General features: G+C 70.2%; 14 protein-coding genes. 4 read left to right on the top strand and 10 right to left on the bottom strand.

Annotated features, from left to right (window positions below; genetic code table 11):
* Positions 1-18: 18 nt before the first annotated feature.
* The 5 genes from WBG99_RS07345 to WBG99_RS07325 all read right to left on the bottom strand — a co-directional run bounded on the left by WBG99_RS07345 (position 19) and on the right by WBG99_RS07325 (position 7,899).
* Entirely contained in the window at positions 19-393 is a 375-nt protein-coding gene (locus tag WBG99_RS07345) for an NTP pyrophosphohydrolase (RefSeq protein WP_338895546.1), read from the bottom strand.
* Between the two features lie 497 nt (positions 394-890).
* Positions 891-3,020: a 3-hydroxyacyl-CoA dehydrogenase NAD-binding domain-containing protein gene (locus WBG99_RS07340; RefSeq protein ID WP_338895545.1), complete on the bottom strand. Its 2,130-nt coding sequence runs from the start codon at positions 3,018-3,020 to the stop codon at positions 891-893.
* On the bottom strand, positions 3,017-4,267 hold the full coding sequence (locus WBG99_RS07335; RefSeq protein ID WP_338895544.1) for an acetyl-CoA C-acyltransferase: 1,251 nt from the start codon (positions 4,265-4,267) through the stop codon (positions 3,017-3,019). The genes WBG99_RS07340 and WBG99_RS07335 overlap by 4 nt, the downstream gene beginning before the upstream one ends.
* Positions 4,268-4,492: 225 nt before the next feature.
* Positions 4,493-5,524 carry a LacI family DNA-binding transcriptional regulator gene (locus tag WBG99_RS07330; RefSeq protein ID WP_338895543.1) on the bottom strand — a complete coding sequence of 344 codons (1,032 nt, stop codon included), beginning with the start codon at positions 5,522-5,524 and terminating at the stop codon, positions 4,493-4,495.
* Positions 5,521-7,899: a glycoside hydrolase family 2 protein gene (locus WBG99_RS07325; RefSeq protein WP_338895542.1), complete on the bottom strand. Its 2,379-nt coding sequence runs from the start codon at positions 7,897-7,899 to the stop codon at positions 5,521-5,523. Before WBG99_RS07325 ends, WBG99_RS07330 begins: the two co-directional genes overlap by 4 nt.
* A gap of 162 nt (positions 7,900-8,061) precedes the next feature.
* Between WBG99_RS07325 and WBG99_RS07320 the strand changes: the two genes are divergently transcribed.
* Genes WBG99_RS07320 through WBG99_RS07310 form a run of 3 tightly spaced genes read left to right on the top strand, consistent with a single transcriptional unit; the run spans position 8,062 to position 11,203 of the window.
* On the top strand, positions 8,062-9,378 hold the full coding sequence (locus tag WBG99_RS07320; protein WP_338895541.1) for an extracellular solute-binding protein: 1,317 nt from the start codon (positions 8,062-8,064) through the stop codon (positions 9,376-9,378).
* The gene (locus tag WBG99_RS07315) at positions 9,378-10,349 is read left to right on the top strand and encodes a sugar ABC transporter permease (RefSeq protein ID WP_338895540.1); all 972 of its coding nucleotides are present in this window, start codon (positions 9,378-9,380) and stop codon (positions 10,347-10,349) included. Before WBG99_RS07320 ends, WBG99_RS07315 begins: the two co-directional genes overlap by 1 nt.
* A complete protein-coding gene (locus tag WBG99_RS07310) occupies positions 10,346-11,203 on the top strand; it encodes a carbohydrate ABC transporter permease (protein ID WP_338895539.1) in 858 nt (285 codons plus the stop codon). The genes WBG99_RS07315 and WBG99_RS07310 overlap by 4 nt, the downstream gene beginning before the upstream one ends.
* A 102-nt stretch (positions 11,204-11,305) precedes the next feature.
* On the opposite strand, the gene WBG99_RS07305 is transcribed toward WBG99_RS07310, so the two are convergent.
* The 3 genes from WBG99_RS07305 to WBG99_RS07295 form a co-directional block, all read right to left on the bottom strand.
* A complete protein-coding gene (locus WBG99_RS07305) occupies positions 11,306-12,616 on the bottom strand; it encodes an HRDC domain-containing protein (RefSeq protein ID WP_338895538.1) in 1,311 nt (436 codons plus the stop codon).
* A 176-nt stretch (positions 12,617-12,792) separates the two neighbouring features.
* Positions 12,793-13,452 (bottom strand): response regulator transcription factor, encoded by a 660-nt coding sequence (locus WBG99_RS07300; RefSeq protein WP_338895537.1) that lies wholly within the window; start codon positions 13,450-13,452, stop codon positions 12,793-12,795.
* A 341-nt stretch (positions 13,453-13,793) separates the two neighbouring features.
* Positions 13,794-14,465 (bottom strand): DUF3000 domain-containing protein, encoded by a 672-nt coding sequence (locus tag WBG99_RS07295; protein ID WP_338895536.1) that lies wholly within the window; start codon positions 14,463-14,465, stop codon positions 13,794-13,796.
* Between the two features lie 186 nt (positions 14,466-14,651).
* On the opposite strand from WBG99_RS07295, the gene hemE reads away from it, so the two are divergent.
* Entirely contained in the window at positions 14,652-15,719 is a 1,068-nt protein-coding gene (gene hemE, locus WBG99_RS07290; RefSeq protein ID WP_338895535.1) for a uroporphyrinogen decarboxylase, read from the top strand.
* Between the two features lie 151 nt (positions 15,720-15,870).
* Here hemE and WBG99_RS07285 read toward each other — a convergent pair whose 3' ends face one another.
* Both WBG99_RS07285 and WBG99_RS07280 read right to left on the bottom strand, forming a co-directional pair.
* A complete protein-coding gene (locus WBG99_RS07285) occupies positions 15,871-17,274 on the bottom strand; it encodes an NADH-quinone oxidoreductase subunit N (RefSeq protein WP_338895534.1) in 1,404 nt (467 codons plus the stop codon).
* On the bottom strand, positions 17,271-18,776 hold the full coding sequence (locus WBG99_RS07280) for an NADH-quinone oxidoreductase subunit M (protein WP_338900255.1): 1,506 nt from the start codon (positions 18,774-18,776) through the stop codon (positions 17,271-17,273). Before WBG99_RS07280 ends, WBG99_RS07285 begins: the two co-directional genes overlap by 4 nt.
* Between the last annotated feature and the right edge of the window lie 2 nt (positions 18,777-18,778).

The raw sequence follows: 18,778 nt of genomic DNA, 5'->3' as shown, positions 1-18,778 counted from the left end.
CGGCTGGCGTACGGCCGCTCACGACTCCCCGCGCACCGACCGGGGCCCGGTCACCTCGGCACCCAACTCCCCGACTCTGCGCCGTAGTTCGCGGTCCGCGGTGACGACGAGGCAGGGGCGGTCACGGCCCTCCTCGGCGACCAGCTCCACGACGCGGTCGTCGCCGCTGCGGGGGGCCGCGTCGACCCGTACGCCGGGCACCGGTTCGACACCGCGGGCGGCGCCCTCGACGACCATGACGAGTTCGACGGGCTTGTCGCGGCCGGGGACGCCGTCCCGGGCGAGCCGGTCGCGCAGGCGTTCCGCCGCGCCGCGCCGGTCGCGCCACCAGCCGTCGGGGACGGAGCCGATGACGTTGGCGGCGTCGACGATCACGAGCAGGGGGGCGTCCATGGGGACAGGGTCGCACGACCGGCCGCCCCGAGCGGCGCCGAGCGTCATGGAAGGGCAGGGTCACGTCACTTAGGACTTGCAGAGAATTAACTTACTGGTCCTGAACTTGACTTCGCAGACCAGTGCGCTACTCGCCCGCATGTTGTTCCTCTGCAGGCCCTTAGGGGTCCTTGCACTGTGAGCGACCGGGTCGCGCGGCCTGGCACCACACCTCGCCGCGTCGCCGAAAGCCCTGGTAGCTCCTTCCCCACGCTCGACTTCGCTCGCGCGGGAGGGGCCCCATCGAGGGCTCTCCGGTGCCTTGCGACGCACGGGACCAGACCACGCGACCTCATCGGGCGCTCATGGTGCAAGGACCCCTTAGCCCGTAAGGGCATCGCGCTGCTGGAGGCGGAGAACGCAGAACCGAAGGCCCGGCTCCCCGCGGCCGAAGGGGACGCCGAGCGCATGAGAAGAGGGCCCCCGCCGCGGCGGGGGCCCTCGACCGTGTCCGGTGGTTACGCGGGGACCGAAGCCACCCCGGCCTCCAGGAACTTCTTGCCGTTCACGCGCTCGCTGACGCCCTCACGGTCCAGGTACGGCGTGATGCCGCCCAGGTGGAAGGGCCATCCGGCGCCGGTGATCAGGCAGAGGTCGATGTCCTGCGCCTCGGCGACGACACCCTCGTCGAGCATGAGCCCGATCTCCTGGGCGACGGCGCCCAGCACACGCGCCCGTACCTGCTCCTCGGACAGGACGACATCGCCCTGCTTGAGGAGCGCGGCGACCTCCGGGTCCAGCTCCGGCTTGCCGGAGTCATAGACGTAGAAGCCGCGCTTGCCGGCCTTGACGACGGCGGCGAGGTTCGCGGAGACGGTAAAGCGGTCCGGGAAGGCCCGGTTGAGGGTCTCCGAGACGTGCAGACCGATGGCGGGGCCGACCAGCTCCAGGAGCACCAGCGGCGACATCGGCAGACCCAGCGGCTCGACGGCCTTCTCGGCGACCTCGACCGGTGTGCCCTCGTCGATGACGTTCTGGATCTCGCCCATGAAGCGGGTGAGGATGCGGTTCACGACGAACGCCGGGGCGTCCTTCACCAGCACCGCGGTCTTCTTCAGCTTCTTGGCGACGCCGAAGGCCGTGGCGAGCGAGGCGTCGTCCGTCGCCTCGCCCCGGACGATCTCCAGGAGCGGCAGGACGGCGACCGGGTTGAAGAAGTGGAAGCCCACGACCCGCTCGGGGTTCTTCAGCTTCGACGCCATCTCGGTCACCGACAGCGAGGAGGTGTTGGTGGCGAGGATCGCGTGCGCGGGGGCGACCGCCTCGACCTCCGCGAACACCTGCTGCTTGACGCCGATCTCCTCGAACACGGCCTCGATGATGAAGTCCGCGTCCGCGAAGCCCTCGGCCTTGTCCAGGACACCGGTGACCAGTGCCTTGAGACGGTTGGCCTTGTCCTGGTTGATCCGGCCCTTGAGCAGCAGCTTGTCGATCTCGGCGTGGACGTAGCCCACACCCTTGTCGACGCGCTCCTGGTCGATGTCGGTCAGCACGACCGGAACCTCCAGGCGGCGCAGGAACAGCAGCGCGAGCTGGGAGGCCATCAGACCGGCGCCGACGACACCGACCTTGGTGACCGGACGCGCCAGCGACTTGTCCGGGGCGCCCGCCGGGCGCTTGCCGCGCTTCTGCACCAGGTTGAAGGCGTAGATACCGGCGCGCAGCTCGCCACCCATGATCAGGTCGGCGAGGGCGACGTCCTCGGCGTCGTAGCCCTGCTGGAGGTCGCCGTTCTTCGCGGCCTCGATGACGTCCAGCGCGCGGTACGCGGCCGGGGCCGCCCCGTGCACCTTGCCGTCCGCGATGAACCGGCCCCTGGCGACGGCCTGGTCCCAGGCCTCACCGCGGTCGATGACGGGACGCTCGACCTGGACGTCGCCCTTGAGGACGTTCGCCGTCCAGATCAGCGACTGCTCCAGGAAGTCCGCGCCCTCGAAGATCGCGTCCGCGATACCGAGGTCGAAGACCTGCTGACCCTTGAGCTGCTTGTTCTGGTTGAGCGAGTTCTCGACGATGACCGTGACGGCCTTGTCGGCGCCGATCAGGTTCGGCAGCAGCGCGCAGCCGCCCCAGCCGGGGATCAGCCCGAGGAAGACCTCGGGGAGCGAGAAGGCGGGCAGCGCCTTCGACACGGTCCGGTAGGAGCAGTGCAGGCCGACCTCGACGCCGCCGCCCATCGCGGCACCGTTGTAGTACGCGAAGGTCGGGACGGCAAGGGCCGCCAGGCGCTTGAAGACCTCGTGGCCGCCCCTGCCGATGGCGAGCGCGTGCTCGTGCTCCTTCAGCAGCTCCACGCCCTTGAGGTCGGCGCCGACGGCGAAGATGAACGGCTTGCCGGTGACACCGACGCCGACGATCTCGCCGGCCACGGCCTCCTTCTCGACCTGGTCGAGGGCGGTGTTCAGGTTCGCCAGCGACGCCGGGCCGAAGGTGGTCGGCTTGGTGTGGTCGAAGCCGTTGTCCAGCGTGATGAGCGCGAAGCGCCCGGCGCCGTACGGCAGGTCGAGGTGGCGTACGTGCGCGGACGTCACGACCTCGTCGGGGAACAGCTCGGCCGCACCCTTCAAAAGCTCAGCGGTGGTGCTCACTTGCTGCCTCCGGCGGACTCGAAGTGCGGGTTCTCCCAGATGACCGTCGCGCCCATGCCGAAGCCGACGCACATGGTGGTCAGGCCGTAGCGGACCTGCGGCTGCTCCTCGAACTGGCGGGCCAGCTGCGTCATCAGCCGGACGCCGGACGAGGCCAGCGGGTGACCGAACGCGATGGCGCCGCCGTACTGGTTGACGCGCGCGTCGTCGTCGGCGATGCCGTAGTGCTCCAGGAAGGCCAGGACCTGGACGGCGAAGGCCTCGTTGATCTCGAACAGGCCGATGTCGTCGATGGACAGCCCCGCCTGGGCGAGCGCCTTCTCCGTCGCCGGGATCGGGCCGTAGCCCATGACCTCCGGCTCGACACCCGCGAAGGAGTACGCGACGAGGCGCATCTTGACCGGCAGGTTGTTCTCGCGGGCGAAGTCCTCGCTCGCGATGATCGACGCGGTGGCGCCGTCGTTCAGACCGGCCGCGTTACCGGCGGTGACCCGCCCGTGGACGCGGAAGGGGGTCTTCAGGCCCGACAGGTTCTCCAGGGTCGTCCCCGGCCGCATCGGCTCGTCGGCGGTGACCAGGCCCCAGCCCGTCTCACCGGCTTCGCCCGCGGCGGAGCCGCTGTCGGGCACAGTGGTGCGGCGCACCGAGATCGGCACCAGGTCCTGCTGGATCTTGCCGTCGGCGTACGCCTTGGCGGCCTTCTCCTGCGAGCGCACGGCGTACTCGTCGGCGCGCCGCTTGGTGATCGTCGGGTACCGGTCGTGCAGGTTCTCGGCGGTCATGCCCATGAACAGGGCGGACTCGTCGACCAGCTTCTCGCTGACGAACCGGGGGTTCGGGTCCACGCCCTCGCCCATCGGGTGGCGCCCCATGTGCTCGACACCACCGGCGATGGCCACGTCGTACGCGCCGAAGGCGACGGAACCGGCGACCGAGGTGACGGCGGTCAGGGCGCCCGCGCACATCCGGTCGATGGAGTAGCCCGGCACGGACTGCGGCAGACCGGCGAGGATGCCGGCCGTACGGCCGATGGTCAGGCCCTGGTCGCCGATCTGCGTGGTCGCGGCGACGGCGACCTCGTCGATCTTCTGCGGCTCCAGACCGGGGTTGCGGCGCAGCAGCTCCCGGATCGCCTTCACGACGAGGTCGTCGGCGCGGGTCTCGTGGTAGATGCCCTTCGGGCCCGCCTTGCCGAACGGGGTGCGGACGCCGTCGACGAAGACGACGTCCCTGACGGTACGAGGCACGATGGCTCTCCTCCAGGGTGCGGGATCTGCACTGCTGCGGCACGCAAGCGCTGAGCGCGCGCTCAGACCCATGCTACTTGCGGGTAACAGCACTGCACACCCCTGGGAGACGGAGCGGCGAAGGTCACACCCGATTGCACCCCTCCAGGGACGCGGGGGACCGCGCGACCAGTCCGAAAGCGACCGCAGCCGCGTACGGTGCTCACCCGCGGGCCCGTACGGCGCTCACGGGGCGGGCGCTGTGGAGCCCCGAGGCACCAGCACCGGCGTGGCCACCGGATGCGACCTGCCGACCCCCTTCTCCCCGGCGATCACCCCGAACAGGGTCCGGGCCACATCCGCCCCGAACCCGTGCACGTCATGACTCATCGCGGAGAGCGTCGGCCGGGTGAGCCGACAGAGCTGGGAGTCGTCCCAAGCCAGCAACGACACGTCCTCAGGCGCCCGCAGCCCCAGCTCGGCGGCCACCGACAGACCCGCCACCGCCATGATGTCGTTGTCGTAGACGATCGCCGTGGGGCGGTCGTCCCCCATACCGGTCAAGAGCGACCGCGTGGCCCGGCCCCCCGCCTCCCCCGAGAAGTCGGTGGCGACCTGCCACGCCCCGGCCAGCCGCAGCACCCGTGCCGCCTCGTCGAACGCCGCCGCACGAATCGCCGTGTGCCCCAGAGCCGCCGCACCCCCCACCCGCGCGATCCGCCGATGCCCGAGCGCCGCCAAGTACCGCACGGCCTCCGTCACCGCCGTCGCGTCGTCCGTCCACACGGACGTGAGCCCCCCGGTCAGCGACGGGTGCCCGACGGCCACCACCGGCATCCCCAGCCGCCCCGCCGCGGCCACTCTCGGATCGTCCGCGCGGAAATCGACGAGGATCGACCCACTGACCTGCCGCCCCCGCCACCACGCGTCCTGCAGCCCCACCTCTTCCTCCAGGTTCCGCACCAGCCGCAGCAGCAGCGAGCAGGACCGTTCGGTCAGCACGCTCTCCACCCCGGAGACGAACTCCATGTAGAACGGCTCAAGACCCAGCAGCTTCGCGGGCCGGCAGATCGCCAGCCCGACGACGTCCACCCGCTGACTCGACAGCGACCGCGCCGCCAGGTTCGGCGCCCACCCCAGCTCCCGCGCCGCCGCGAAGATCCGGTCCCGAGTGGCGTCGGACAGCCCCCGCTTCTGGTTGAACGCGAGCGACACCGCCCCCTTGGACACCCCGGCGCGCGCGGCGACGTCCTTGATCGTCACCCGAGGTACGGTCATCGCGCGGGCTCCACGCAGTACAGCGCCTTGCGGGCGGCATCCGCGTCGGGCGTCTCCCACCCACGTACACCGATGGTGACACGCTCACCGGGGAGCAGCGTGACCAGCCCGGTGTCCGCCCGCGCCGCCTGATCCAGCCGGTCTGCCTGCAGCAGCAGGTCCCGCACCAGGGTGTGGGCTGTCACGGTCACGGCACCCGGTGCGACCTCGACGTCGAACTCCGGTCGGACGTACGGGATGTCGCGGTCCGGAACGGGGAAGTGCAGGGCGCGCACCCCGTCCGCGTCGGCGACCAGGAACTCCCGCGGTCCCACCGGCTCCAGCCCGGCCGGCACCCGCACCTCGGCCACCGTGCGCGCGACGGCCGTGACCTCCGTGCGGGCCTCGTTCACCACCGCACCCGCGACCGTCATGCGCCGCAGCCGCAGCGCGGTCGACCATGCTTCGCGGGCCTGGTTCACCACGGCCGACACCAGCCCTCCGCCCCGCGCCTGAAGCGTCAGCAACCGGTCCGCGTACACCCGCCGCAGTTCGTGGTACAGCGGCTTGGGCAGGCCGTCCCATGCGAGCGCCGCCCAGGACGTCACCGGCCAGCAGTCGTTGAGCTGCCACACGATCGTGCCCGCGCACACGGGCCACCGCGACCGCCAGTGCTCGATCCCGGTGGCCACGGCTCGGGCCTGGTTGACCTGCATCAGGTAGTGCCAACGGTCGAAGTCGTCCTTCGGCACGGTGAAATGACGGGCCAGCCCCCGCTCCAGCTTCCCGTTCCCGTCCTCCGCCTTCTGGTGGTGCAGCATCCCGGGCGAGTCGGCAGAGAGCTCCTCGTCCGGCAGCGCGCGCCGCAGCGTCGCGTACCCGGGCGGCGCCTGCCACCCGAACTCGGCGACGAAACGCGGCACGTTCGCCCGGTACCGCGCGTAGTCCTCCCGGTTCCACACATCCCAGGAGTGGTGCGTGCCGTGCGCCGGGTCGTTCGGATGACGCTCCCACGACCCCGACCAGGGACTGCCCGCCGTGTACGGCCGCGTCGGGTCCGACTCCGCGACGACACGCGGCAGTACGCCCAGGTAGTACCCCTCGCCCCACGACTGCCCGGCGAGCCGCTCCTCCCAGCCCCAGTCCTTGAACCCCCACAGGTTCTCGTTGTTGCCGTTCCACAGCACAAGCGAGGGATGCGGCATCAGCCGTACGACGTTCTCCCGCGCCTCGGCCTCCACCTCGCCCCGCAGCGGCTGCTCCTCCGGGTAGGCCGCGCACGCGAACGGGAAGTCCTGCCAGACCAGCAGCCCCAACTCGTCGCAGGCGTCGTAGAAGTCCCCGCTCTCGTAGATGCCGCCGCCCCAGACCCGTACCAGGTCGACACCGGCCTCGGCCGCCTGCGTGAGCCGCGCGCGATAGCGCTCGCGAGTGATCCGGGACGGGAACACGTCGTCCGGGATCCAGTTGACCCCACGGGCGAACAGCCGCTCGCCGTTGACGACGAGGGTGAAGCCGGTGCCGTGCTCATCGGCGCTCCGGTCCAGCTCCACGGTCCGGAACCCGATCCGCCGCCGCCACACATCAAGCGCCCCGCCGTCGCCGGACAGCGTCAACTCCACGTCATACAAAGGCTGTTCGCCATATCCGCGAGGCCACCACAGGTCCGCGCCCGGCACCTCCAGCCGCACGGACCCGCTCGTGCCCTCGACCACCGCGACCGCGCTGACGCCGCCCACCCGGGCCTCCAGCCGCAGCCCCGCCTCGACGGCCGCCCGCTCCACGTCGACGAGCAGCTCAACGTGCCCGGTCGTGCCGTCGACCGTCACCAGCGGCCGTACCCGGGCGATACGAGCCGTGGACCAGCGCTCCAGCCGAACGGGCCGCCAGATCCCGGCGGTCACGAGCCTCGGCCCCCAGTCCCAGCCGAAGGAGCAGGCCATCTTGCGGATGTACTGGAAGGGTTCGGGATACGCGTTCGGCCGGTCGCCGAGCCGCTCGCGCACCGCCTTCGCCTCGGCGTACGCGGAGGCGAACCGCACCGAGAGCCGCCCGCTCATCCCGGTGACGTCGAAGCGGTACGAGCGGTGCATGTTCCGTACGGAGCCGAGGAGCCGTCCGTCGAGCCGGATCTCGGCGGCCGTGTCGAGCCCGTCGAAGACCAGGTCGGTCTGGTCGTGCCCGTCGGCCGCCCCGACGGCCGGCAGCTCGACCTCGTACGTCCACCCCCGGCGCCCCACCCACGCCACCTCGGTCTCGTTCCGCCCGAGGAAGGGGTCCGGGATCAGCCCCGCCGCCAGCAGGTCGGTGTGCACGCACCCGGGCACCGCGGCGGGCAGCCCGCTCCCCTCGTGCCGCAGGATCCAGCCCTCGGTGAGCGGTGTGGCGTCCAGCATGCGCACTCCCTAAACCGGTCCAGTTCGGTTCCTCGACAGTACCGCGAAATGTTTCGACATCCTTGGCGAAATAGGGACTTTACCGGTTCAGTGAACGGCTGCCAGAGTGCCGAACCAGCCATCCCACTCGTGCTCGTCCGTCCCGAAACGGAGCTGGTGCACATGAGCCACCGAAGGACACTCGCCGGAACACTGGTCGCAGCGGCCCTCCTCGTCTCGGGCTGCACCGGCAGCGGGGGCAGCTCGGAAGGCGCCGACGCCAAGGCTCCTGACGACCCGTCAAAGGTCTCCGGAACCATCAAGGTCCTCACCCACCGCACCGACATCGTGCAGGACGGCACGATGAAGAAGTACGCGGACGCCTTCAACAGGACCTATCCCAAGGTCAAGGTCGAGTTCGAGGCCCTCACGGACTACGAGGCCGAGGTCAAGATCCGTATGAACACGGAGAACTACGGCGACGTCCTGATGATCCCGGCCGTCATCAAGAAGAACGACTACCCCAAGTTCTTCGCCTCGCTGGGCACCGAGAAGGAGCTGAGCGAGAAGTACCGCTTCACCGACTTCACGGCGGTCGACGGCAAGGTCTACGGGCAGACCACGAACGGCGGCACCCCCGGCTTCGTCTACAACAAGAAGGTCTGGGCCGAAGCCGGTGTCACCGACTGGCCCACCACTCCGGACGAGTTCCTCACCGCTCTGAAGGCCATCAAGTCCCGGACGGACGCGGTGCCTTACTACACCAATTTCGCGGCCCAGTGGCCGCTCACGTCCTGGACGTACGTCAACGGCTCGGTCAGCTGCGACACCGGGGCCACCACGGCGCTCACCGAGGGCGACCCGTGGGCGGAGGGCGCCGACCTGCGCGTGGGTGACACCCTCCTCCACGACATCGTGCATCAGGGCCTCATCGAGAAGGACCCGACGACCACCAACTGGGAGGGCTCCAAGCCCCGGCTGGCGAAGGGCGAGATCGCCACCGCCTGGCTAGGCTCGTGGGCGGTACTCCAGTTCCGGCAGGCCGCCGAGAAGGCCGGCACCGACCCCGACGACATCGGCTTCATGCCGTTCCCCGCCCAGGTCGACGGCACATTCTGCGCGGTCCTCAGCCCCGACTACAACCAGGCCGTGAACATCAACTCCAAGCACAAGGAGGCGGCCCGCGCCTGGATCGACTGGTTCTCCACCGAGTCCGGCTACGCGGACGACAACCTGCTGCCGTCGGTCCTCAAGGACGCCCCTCTCCCGGAGGCCCTGAAGCCGTACGAGGAGGCCGGGGTGAAGCTCATCGAGCTGGACGACGCCAAGGGCGGACTCGTCAAGGAGATCGACAGCGCCTCCGAGGTCGGCATCCACGGCCCCGCCTACCGCCAGGACCTGGTCGACCTCGCCCGCGGCGCCGAGGACGGCGACCTCGACGACTTCCTCGCCGACCTCGGCAAGCGCTGGACCGAGGCGGCGAAGACCGTGGGATCCTGATGCCCCGCACGCGTACGACCGACCCCTCGCACGCGACAGAGAAGGCGGCGCGGCCCCCGGTGGCCGCGCCCCCGCCCCCCATGCCCCGGCGGGCGCCCCGCAAGGTGCGCCTGTGGCGAAAGCTCACCCCCTGGCTCTTCCTGGCCGCCCCGCTGGCCCTCCTGATCGCCTTCACCTACGCCCCGGTCGCCAACATGCTGGCGTACAGCTTCACCGACTGGGACGGCGTCAGCCCCGAACTGCGCTACACCGGCCCCGACAACTACATCGAGATCTTCACCCGCCCCGAGCTGTTCCAGGTCTTCTTCGTCAGCGGCTACTACCTGGCCGCCTCGGCGCTGCAGATCGGCGTCGCCCTCTACTTCGCGACGATCCTCAGCTTCGACCTCCGCTTCCGGAACCTCTTCAAGGGCGTCCTCTTCTTCCCGTACCTGATCAACGGCGTCGCGATCGGCTTCGTCTTCCTCTACTTCTTCCAGGACGGCGGCACCCTCGACTCGCTCCTCGCCCTCCTCGGCCACGAGTCCGACCGCGCCTGGCTCGGCACCTCGACGTCCGCGAACATCTCCCTCTCCGGCGTCTCCGTCTGGCGCTACACGGGCCTGAACTTCGTGCTCTTCCTCGGGGCGATCCAGTCGATCCCGGGGGAGCTGTACGAGGCCGCCGAACTCGACGGCGCCAACCGCTGGCACCAGTTCCGGTACATCATCGCGCCCGGCATCCGCCCGGTCCTGAGCCTGAGCGTGATCCTCTCGATCTCCGGGTCCCTGTCGGTCTTCGAGATCCCCTACATCATGACCGGCGGCGCCACCGGCACCGAGACCTTCGTGATCCAGACAGTCAAGCTCGCCTTCCAGTTCAACAAGACGGGCCTCGCGTCGGCCGCCGCGGTCGTCCTCCTGCTGATCATCCTGGCGGTGACGTGGCTGCAGCGCCGACTGGTCCCCGACGACAGGGCGGACCTCGTATGACGACACTGACGATCCCGACCCCTGTAATCCGCAGGCGGGTCGCCCGCACCCTCACCTATCTGTCACTGGTCGGCGCGTCGGTCGTGGTTCTCCTGCCCCTCCTCGTGGTCCTGCTGACCTCGCTCAAGACCGAGGAGCAGATGGCGGACGACAGCGGCGCCCTCACCCTGCCGGACAACCCGCTGAACCTCGCGAACTACGCGACGGCGTTCCGCGACGGCGAGATGCTCGCCGCCTTCGGCAACACGGCCTTCATCCTCGCCTTCGCCATCACAGGAACGGTCCTCATCGGCTCGATGGCGGCCTACGCGATCGACCGCTTCACCTTCCGCTTCCGGAAACTGGTCGTCGCCCTCTTCCTCGTCGCCACCCTCGTCCCCGGCGTCACCACCCAGGTCGCGACCTTCCAGATCGTCGACAGCTTCGGCATGTTCGACACCCTCTGGGCCCCGATCGCCCTCTACACGGGCACCGACATCGTCTCGATCTACATCTTCCTGCAGTTCGTGAGATCGATCCCGATCTCCCTCGACGAGTCCGCCCGCCTGGACGGCGCCAACGCCTTCACGATCTACCGAAAGATCATCTTCCCGCTCCTGAAACCCGCGGTCGCCACCGTCGTCATCGTCAAGGGGATCACCGTCTACAACGACTTCTACATCCCCTTCCTCTACATGCCCTCCGACGACCTCGGCGTGATCTCCACGTCCCTCTTCCGCTTCAAGGGCCCCTTCGGCGCCCACTGGGAAACGATCTCGGCAGGAGCCGTCCTGGTGATCCTGCCGACCCTGATCGTCTTCCTGGCGCTCCAGAGATTCATCTACAACGGCTTCACGAGAGGAGCCACGAAGTAAGGGCGACTCATCAGCCGGGCGGGGGCACCGCCGCCTCTCAGGGGCGCGGGGAACCGCGCGAGCAACCACGGCGAACCCGCACCCGCCGGCGCCCAGACGGCCCTAGGGCGACTGGGCCCCCTTCGCCTTCGCCGTAGCGGACAACGCCCCCACCAGCACCGGCGTAACCAGCTCAACCTGCCAGGCCCGCGCCCCGTACCCCGCAAGCGCCGCGCTCACAGCCTCCGCGTCCAACGACTTCGGCGGTTCCCAGCAGAGCCGCCGAACCGTATCCGGAGTGATCAGATTCTCCTGGGGCATGGTGAGCTGTTCGGCCAGCGCGGACACCCCGGCCCGAGCAGCGGACAGCCGAGCGGCCGCCGCCGGGTCCTTGTCGGCCCAGGCCTTCGGCGGCGGCGGCCCGGTCACGGGCTGCCCGTGCGCCGGCAGCGCCGAATCCGGCAGCGCCTTGGCCCGGTCCACGGCGGCCTGCCACTGCTCGAGCTGCCGCCGCCCCGTCCGATGCCCGAATCCGTTCAGCGCGGCGAGGGCGTGCGCGGTGCCCGGCAGCGCAAGGGCGGCCTCCACGATCGCCGCGTCGCCCAGCACCTTCCCCGGCGACACGTCCCGCCGCCGCGCGATGCGGTCCCGCGCCTCCCACAGTTCCCGTACGACCGCCATCTGCCGTCGGCGCCGCACCTTGTGCATCCCGGACGTACGACGCCACGGATCCTTGCGCGGCTCGGCGGGCGGCGCGGCGGCGATCGCGTCGAACTCCTGGCGGGCCCATTCGAGCTTGCCCTGCCGGTCCAGCTCCTTCTCCAGGGCGTCCCGCAGGTCCACCAGGAGTTCCACGTCGAGCGCCGCGTACCGCAGCCAGGGGTCGGGGAGCGGCCGGGTCGACCAGTCGACCGCGGAGTGGCCCTTCTCGAGGACGTAGCCGAGGACGGTCTCGACCATCGCGCCGAGACCGACCCGGGGGAACCCGGCGAGCCGTCCGGCCAGCTCGGTGTCGAAGAGCCGCGTCGGGACCATGTCTATCTCGCGCAGGCAGGGCAGGTCCTGGGTGGCGGCGTGGAGCACCCACTCCACTCCGGAGAGCGCCTCGCCGAGGCCGGAGAGGTCGGGGCAGGCGATGGGGTCGATCAGCGCGGTGCCCGAGCCCTCGCGGCGCAGCTGCACCAGATAGGCCCGCTGGCCGTAGCGGTAGCCGGACGCCCGTTCGGCGTCCACGGCGACGGGGCCGGAGCCGGCGGCGAACGCGGAGATCACCGCGGCGAGCGAGGACTCGTCGGCGATCACGGGCGGAATGCCGTCTCGGGGCACCAGCAAAGGGATCGGCGCCCCCGCTTCAGAAGATCCGCCGTCGTCCGGAGGGGCGCCTCCGGTGGTGCGCAGGGTGCTGTCTGCTGCGGTCTCTTGGGCGTCGGTCACCTGTCAAGGGTATCTGTGTATGGACATGGCCCGTAGACGGAACGTTCCGTCTACGGGCCTTCCAGGGTCGTAAACCAGTCACGTGTCACACGTGTCAGTGAATGTTCCCGGCGAACCGGGAGAGTACGGATATCGGAGAACGATCCCGGCCCCTTCCTGCCTCGGCACCCTCGGCGTCAGTGGATGATCCCGGTGCGCAGCGCCACCGCCACCATCCCGGCGCGGTCGCCGGTGCCGAGCTTGCGTGCGATCCGGGCCAGGTGGCTCTTGACCGTGAGCGCGGACAGGCCCATCGAGACGCCGATCGCCTTGTTCGACTGCCCCTCCGCGACCAGGCGCAGCACCTCGACCTCGCGGCCCGACAGTTCCCGGTAGCCGCCCGGGTGGCTCGGGGCACCCGGGGGGCGGCGGTGCATACGGGCGGCGGAGCCGAGAGGCGCGGTTCCCGGGCGGGCGGGCAGTCCGATGTTGGTGCGGGTGCCCGTGACGACGTATCCCTTCACACCGCCCGCGAGGGCGTTGCGTACGGCGCCGATGTCGTCGGCGGCGGAGAGGGCGAGGCCGTTGGGCCAGCCCGCCGCGCGGGTCTCGGAGAGGAGGGTCAGGCCGGAACCGTCCGGCAGGTGGACCTCCGCGACGCAGATGTCACGGGGGTTGCCGACGCGGGGGCGGGCTTCGGCGATGGACGAGGCCTCGATGACATCGCGGACACCGAGGGCCCACAAGTGGCGGGTGACCGTGGACCGGACGCGCGGATCGGCCACGACCACCATCGCCGTCGGTTTGTTCGGACGGTAGGCGACCAGGCTTGCGGGCTGCTCGAGGAGAACGGACACCAGGCCTCCTGGGTGCGGGACGGGGGCGGCTCGCTGGGCTCGTGGGGTTTAAGCCGGGACGAACCGTACTTTCAAGGTCACAGGGGTCTTCGGCACCAAACCCATGCTCCTTTAGAGAATGATCACGATTTGGTGAGTAACAATCCGTGCAATTCGGACACGTCTTCGATCATTCGAAGATCGAACGGTGTCGCTTCACGTCAATACGCGGCCGAAAGTGGCCGTATCGACAAAGTGATGGTTTTGTTCGGCGTGGCGAGAGGCGCGGAAAGAGACCGCGTGACGGAGGCACGAAAAGGACCGCACGCCCCACGGCGCACGGTCCTCTGTTCTGCGAAGGTTCAGCGGGACTGCGGCCCCCGCCGCTGCGGCAGCGTCACCACAGCCGCGTCCTCCGGGTCGACCGCCGGCGGCAGCCCCGCGATCTGGGCGAGCAGGTCGCACCAGGAAGCGAGATGCGAGGCCGTGTCGGGAACACCGCCCAGGGCCTCAAGCGGGGTCCAGGACGCCCGGATCTCGATCTGGGACGCGGCCGGCCGCGTGGACAGCCCGCCGAAGTAGTGGGAGCTCGCCCGCGTCACCGTGCCACTCGGCTCGCCGTACGGCAGCCCCCGGGACTGCAGCGCACCGGTCAGCCACGACCAGCACACGTCCGGCAGCAGCGGATCCGCCGCCATCTCGGGCTCCAACTCCGCGCGGACCAGGGTCACCAGCCGGAAGGTGCCCTGCCAGGCGTCGTGTCCCGCCGGCTCGTGCAGCAGCACGAGCCGCCCGTCGGCCAGATCCTCGTCGCCCTCGACGACCGCGGCCTCCAGGGCGTACGCGTACGGCGCCAGCCGCTGGGGCGGCCGGGTCGGTTCGATCTCGATCTCCGGCCGCGGCCGTGAGGTCCGCAGCGCTTCGACGGCGGAGCGGAACGGCAACGGTGCCGTCTCCATCGCATCGCGCTCCCCCTCCTTCGCGTCGCCCGTCCCGCCAGCGCCGTCCGACAGTCGTCCCTGAGCCGCAGCCATGCCGGAACATTAAGGGGAACTGGGCCTCGGCGCAGGGCAAGACACCCGTGCCCTGGGTCACTGTCGCATCGCACTCAGCGAACGGAGGCGGCGTCGGCCACCGGCGGCGATGGCCGGAAATGATCGCTTGCGGGTTGTCCGCAGCCCGGACCGTCCCTGTCAAGCGGTCGTGCGAGACTTTGCTTCGTGAGTGCCAACGCCAGCCCCTCGGGCCACCAGCCGACCGCCACGTACAACTCCGCCTTCCTGAAGGCGTGCAGGCGCGAGCCCGTGCCGCACACACCGGTGTGGTTCATGCGGCAGGCCGGGCGCTCGCTGCCCGAGTACCTGAAGGTGCGCGAGGGCATCCCGATGCTGGAGTCCTGCATGCGGCCCGAGCTGGTCACGGAGATCACCCTCCAGCCGATCCGCCGGCACCACGTGGACGCGGCGATCTACTTCAGTGACATCGTGGTCCCGCTCAAGGCCATCGGGATCGACCTCGACATCAAGCCCGGCGTCGGCCCGGTCGTCGAGAAGCCGATCCGCAGCCGCGCCGACCTCGTCCAGCTGCGCGACCTGACCGCCGAGGACGTCTCCTACGTCACCGAGGCGATCAGACTCCTCACCGCCGAGCTCGGCGGAACCCCCCTCATCGGCTTCGCCGGCGCGCCCTTCACCCTCGCCAGCTATCTCGTCGAGGGCGGCCCGTCCCGAACGTACGAGAACGCCAAGGCGATGATGTACGGCGACCCCGAGCTGTGGAGCGACCTGCTCGACCGCCTCGCCGGGATCACGGCCGCGTTCCTCAAGGTCCAGATCGAGGCGGGTGCCTCGGCCGTCCAGCTCTTCGACTCCTGGGCCGGCGCGCTCGCCCCTACCGACTACCGCCGTTCGGTCCTCCCCGCCTCGGCGAAGGTCTTCCGGGCCGTCGAGTCCTACGGCGTCCCGCGCATCCACTTCGGCGTCGGCACCGGCGAGCTGCTGGGCCTCATGGGCGAGGCCGGCGCGGACGTCGTCGGCGTCGACTGGCGCGTCCCGCTCGACGAGGCTGCCCGCCGCGTCGGCCCCGGCAAGGCGCTCCAGGGCAACCTCGACCCGACGGTCCTCTTCGCCGGCACCGAGGCCGTCGAGACCAAGACCCGCGAGGTGCTCGACACGGCCGCCGGCCTGGAGGGCCACATCTTCAACCTCGGCCACGGCGTCATGCCCAGCACCGACCCCGACGCCCTGACCCGGCTCGTGGAGTACGTGCACACGCAGACCGCGCGCTAGTGCCGCGAGCGCCCCGGGGCTCACCAGCCCGGCCGTGTCCGCCTGAAAGGCATGCGACTGTGCTGAGCCGACCCGTTGTCGACATGCGTACGCCATTGAACTCCTCTCGGTAACACCTCGTGACGTACGAACCCCGAACAGTGATGGCCGGTCAGGCCAGCGCGCCCAGGACCGGTCCGCCGGCGATTCCGAGAGCGAGCGAGACCGCCGTGGCGGTGTATGCCGTCACACGTGCCGTGCGGTCGCCCTCGGGAGGCGGTGAGGATCCGCTTCGGGAGACCGCGGGCACGATCCAGCGCAGGTAGTAGAAGAGGGACGCCACGGTGTTGGCGGCGGCCAGGGCGGCGAGCCAGGCGTAACCGCCTTCGAAGGCGGCGCTGAACGCTTCGAGTTTGCCGAGGAACACCGAGGTGGGCGGGGTGCCGACGAGTCCCAGTAGGCAGATGACGAGGCTCGCGGCGAGCAGCGGACGCTCCTTGGCCAGACCTCGGTAGTCGTCCGGTGTGAGGGCGCGGGGGAGGGCGCAGACCACGGCGAAGGCGCCGAGGTTGGTCACCGTGTACGCCGCGAGGTAGTACAGCAGCGCTTGTTGCGCGAGGTCCGCGCGTCCGGCGACGGCCACCGGCATGAGGAGGTAGCCGACCTGGCTGATCGTCGAGTAGGCAAGCAGTCGCTTGACGTCCTGCTGGAAGAACGCGCCGAGATTGCCGAGGGTCATGGAGGCGGCGGAGAGTACGGCGACGAGCGCGGGCCAGGGCAGGGGGCTGTCGGCGAAGACGACGTCGCCCAGGCGGAAGAGCGCGGCGAGTGCGCCGATCTTCGGGATGGTGGTGAGGAGCGCCGCGACCGGCGGGCTGCTGCCCTGCACGGCGTCGGGGACCCAGAAGTGCGCGGGTACGCCTCCGGCCTTGAACAGTACGCCTGCCAGAAGCCCCGTCGTGCCGGTGGCGATCAGCGCCTGGGGCGCGTCGCGGAACGCTTCCCCGAGCATCGGGTACCCGGTGCCGCGTCCCGTCGCGTACAGGATGGTGATGCCGGTCAGTATCAGTACACCCGACAGGGCGCCGACCACGTAGTACTTGAGTGCCGCCTCGGTGCCCGGCCCGTCCTTGCGGAAGCCGGCGAGGGTGTAGGCGGGGATGCTCGCCAGCAGGTACCCGGCGGCGAGCAGCAGCAGGTCCTGCGTGCCCGCCATCATGAGCGCGCCGAGGGCCGCCAGCTGCAGCAGTACGTAGAACTCCGTCTCCCTCGGGTCCCCTTGCAGAGGGTGGAAGGAGACGCCGAGGACGAGGAGCGTGCCGCCGAGGACCACGATCCGGGACGTGCTCGTGACCGGGTCGACGGCGAAGGCCTCGCCGAAGGCGGTGACGGTCGGCTTCCCGGCGGCCACCGAGGCGGCGACGATCCCCGCCACGCACGCGACGGCCGCCAGCAGACCCACGATCCACTGTCGGACGCGCGGCAGCCAGGAGCCGAGCAGCAGCCCGAGTACGGCGGACGCGGCGAGCAGTACCTCGGGGAGGAGGTCGAGTGGATTCTCGTTCATCTCGGTCATCGGGCGAGCAGTTCCAGGACGGACCGGGACGCGGGCTCGATGACGTCCAGCAGGAAGCGGGGCGCCACGCCGAGGACGAGGGCCAGGACGAGGAGCGGTACGACAGCGAGGCTCTCGTGTGCGCGGATGTCCGGGAACGCGCGGGGCGTGCCCGGTGCCTCGGGAAGACGCAGCGGGCCGGTGAAGACCTGCCGCAGCGCGCGCAGGAACAGCCCGGCGGTGAGGAGGATGCCGAGCACGGCGAGTGTCGTGGCCAGAGGCTGTGGCCCGAGGCTTCCGGTGAAGATCTGGAACTCGGCGATGAAGCCGGAGAATCCCGGCAGCCCGAGAGAGGCGAAGGCCGCGACGCCGGTCATGGCGGCGAACGCGGGCGCCGCGCCGGCGACTCCGGAGTACGAGCCCATGTCGTACGTCCGCCCGCGCTCGTACAGCACCCCGGCCAGCAGGAACAGCGCGCCGGTGAGCAGGCCGTGGCTGACCATCTGCGTCACCGCCCCGGTGACCGCGAGGGAGCGGGCCTGTTCGGAGCTGTCCGCTGCCGCGGCGCCGGCGCCGACGGCCAGGACGACGTAACCCATGTGGTTGACGGAGGTGTAGGCGACCATCCGTTTGAAGTCGGTCTGTGCGAGGGCGACCAGGGCTCCGTGAAGGACGGAGAGGACGCCGACGACGACCAGGACGAGGGCGTAGCGGCGCCAGGCCTCGGGGAGCATCGGCATGGCGATGCGGACGAAGCCGTATGTGCCCATCTTCAGCAGGACGCCGGCCAGGATCGCGGATCCGGCGGCGGGCGCCTCGACGTGGGCCGGTGGCAGCCAGGTGTGGAACGGCACCGTCGGGGTCTTCACCGCCAGGCCGACGACCACGGCCAGCAGCACCAGGGCGCCGTGGACGGAGCGGCCGGCCAGCGGGTTCTGCTCCGTCAGCTCGACCATGTCGAAGGTGTGCGGAGACGCGGCGAGGTACAGGCCGATGAAGCCGAGCAGCAGGGCGAGCGAACCGAGGAAGGTGTACAGGAAGAACTTCAGCGCGGCGCGCGCAGCCTGCTGGTGGCCCCATCCGGCGATGACGAAGTACATCGCGACGATGGACAGGTCGAAGAACACGAAGAAGAGGATCAGGTCCAGGGCGGCGAACAGACCAAGGCAGGTGGTCTGCAGGAAGAGGAAGAGCGCGGCGAACTCGCGGATACGGCGACCTTCGCGCAGTGAGTACAACGCGCAGGCCAGGAACAGCAGGCAGGTGAGGGCGAGCAGCGGCAGCGACAGCCCGTCGGCACCGACGTGATAGCCGACCCCGGCGCTCGGAATCCACCGGGCGCGCTGCTCGTACTGCATCCCCCCTTCGGCCTCGTACCCGGCCCACACCGCGATGACCAGGGCGAGTTCCAGCGCGGACGTGACGACCCACACGGCGCGGAAGACCCGCGGTGTCGTACGGCGGGGCAAGGCGAACAGCAGCAGCGCGACGGCCGTGGGTGCGAAGACGAGGGCGGACAGCAAGC

The organism is Streptomyces sp. TG1A-60, assembly GCF_037201975.1.
Taxonomy (GTDB): domain Bacteria; phylum Actinomycetota; class Actinomycetes; order Streptomycetales; family Streptomycetaceae; genus Streptomyces.
Note: the sequence above shows the minus strand (reverse complement) of the source record. Positions and strands in the feature narration are given on the sequence as shown.

Coding starts and splice junctions, on each gene's coding strand:
- WBG99_RS07285 (WP_338895534.1), bottom strand. CDS start 17,274: ATGACCGAGATGAACGAGAATCCACTCGACCTCCTCCCCGAGGTACTG.
- WBG99_RS07320 (WP_338895541.1), top strand. CDS start 8,062: ATGAGCCACCGAAGGACACTCGCCGGAACACTGGTCGCAGCGGCCCTC.
- WBG99_RS07315 (WP_338895540.1), top strand. CDS start 9,378: ATGCCCCGCACGCGTACGACCGACCCCTCGCACGCGACAGAGAAGGCG.
- WBG99_RS07330 (WP_338895543.1), bottom strand. CDS start 5,524: ATGACCGTACCTCGGGTGACGATCAAGGACGTCGCCGCGCGCGCCGGG.
- WBG99_RS07310 (WP_338895539.1), top strand. CDS start 10,346: ATGACGACACTGACGATCCCGACCCCTGTAATCCGCAGGCGGGTCGCC.
- WBG99_RS07295 (WP_338895536.1), bottom strand. CDS start 14,465: ATGGCTGCGGCTCAGGGACGACTGTCGGACGGCGCTGGCGGGACGGGC.
- WBG99_RS07345 (WP_338895546.1), bottom strand. CDS start 393: ATGGACGCCCCCCTGCTCGTGATCGTCGACGCCGCCAACGTCATCGGC.
- WBG99_RS07325 (WP_338895542.1), bottom strand. CDS start 7,899: ATGCTGGACGCCACACCGCTCACCGAGGGCTGGATCCTGCGGCACGAG.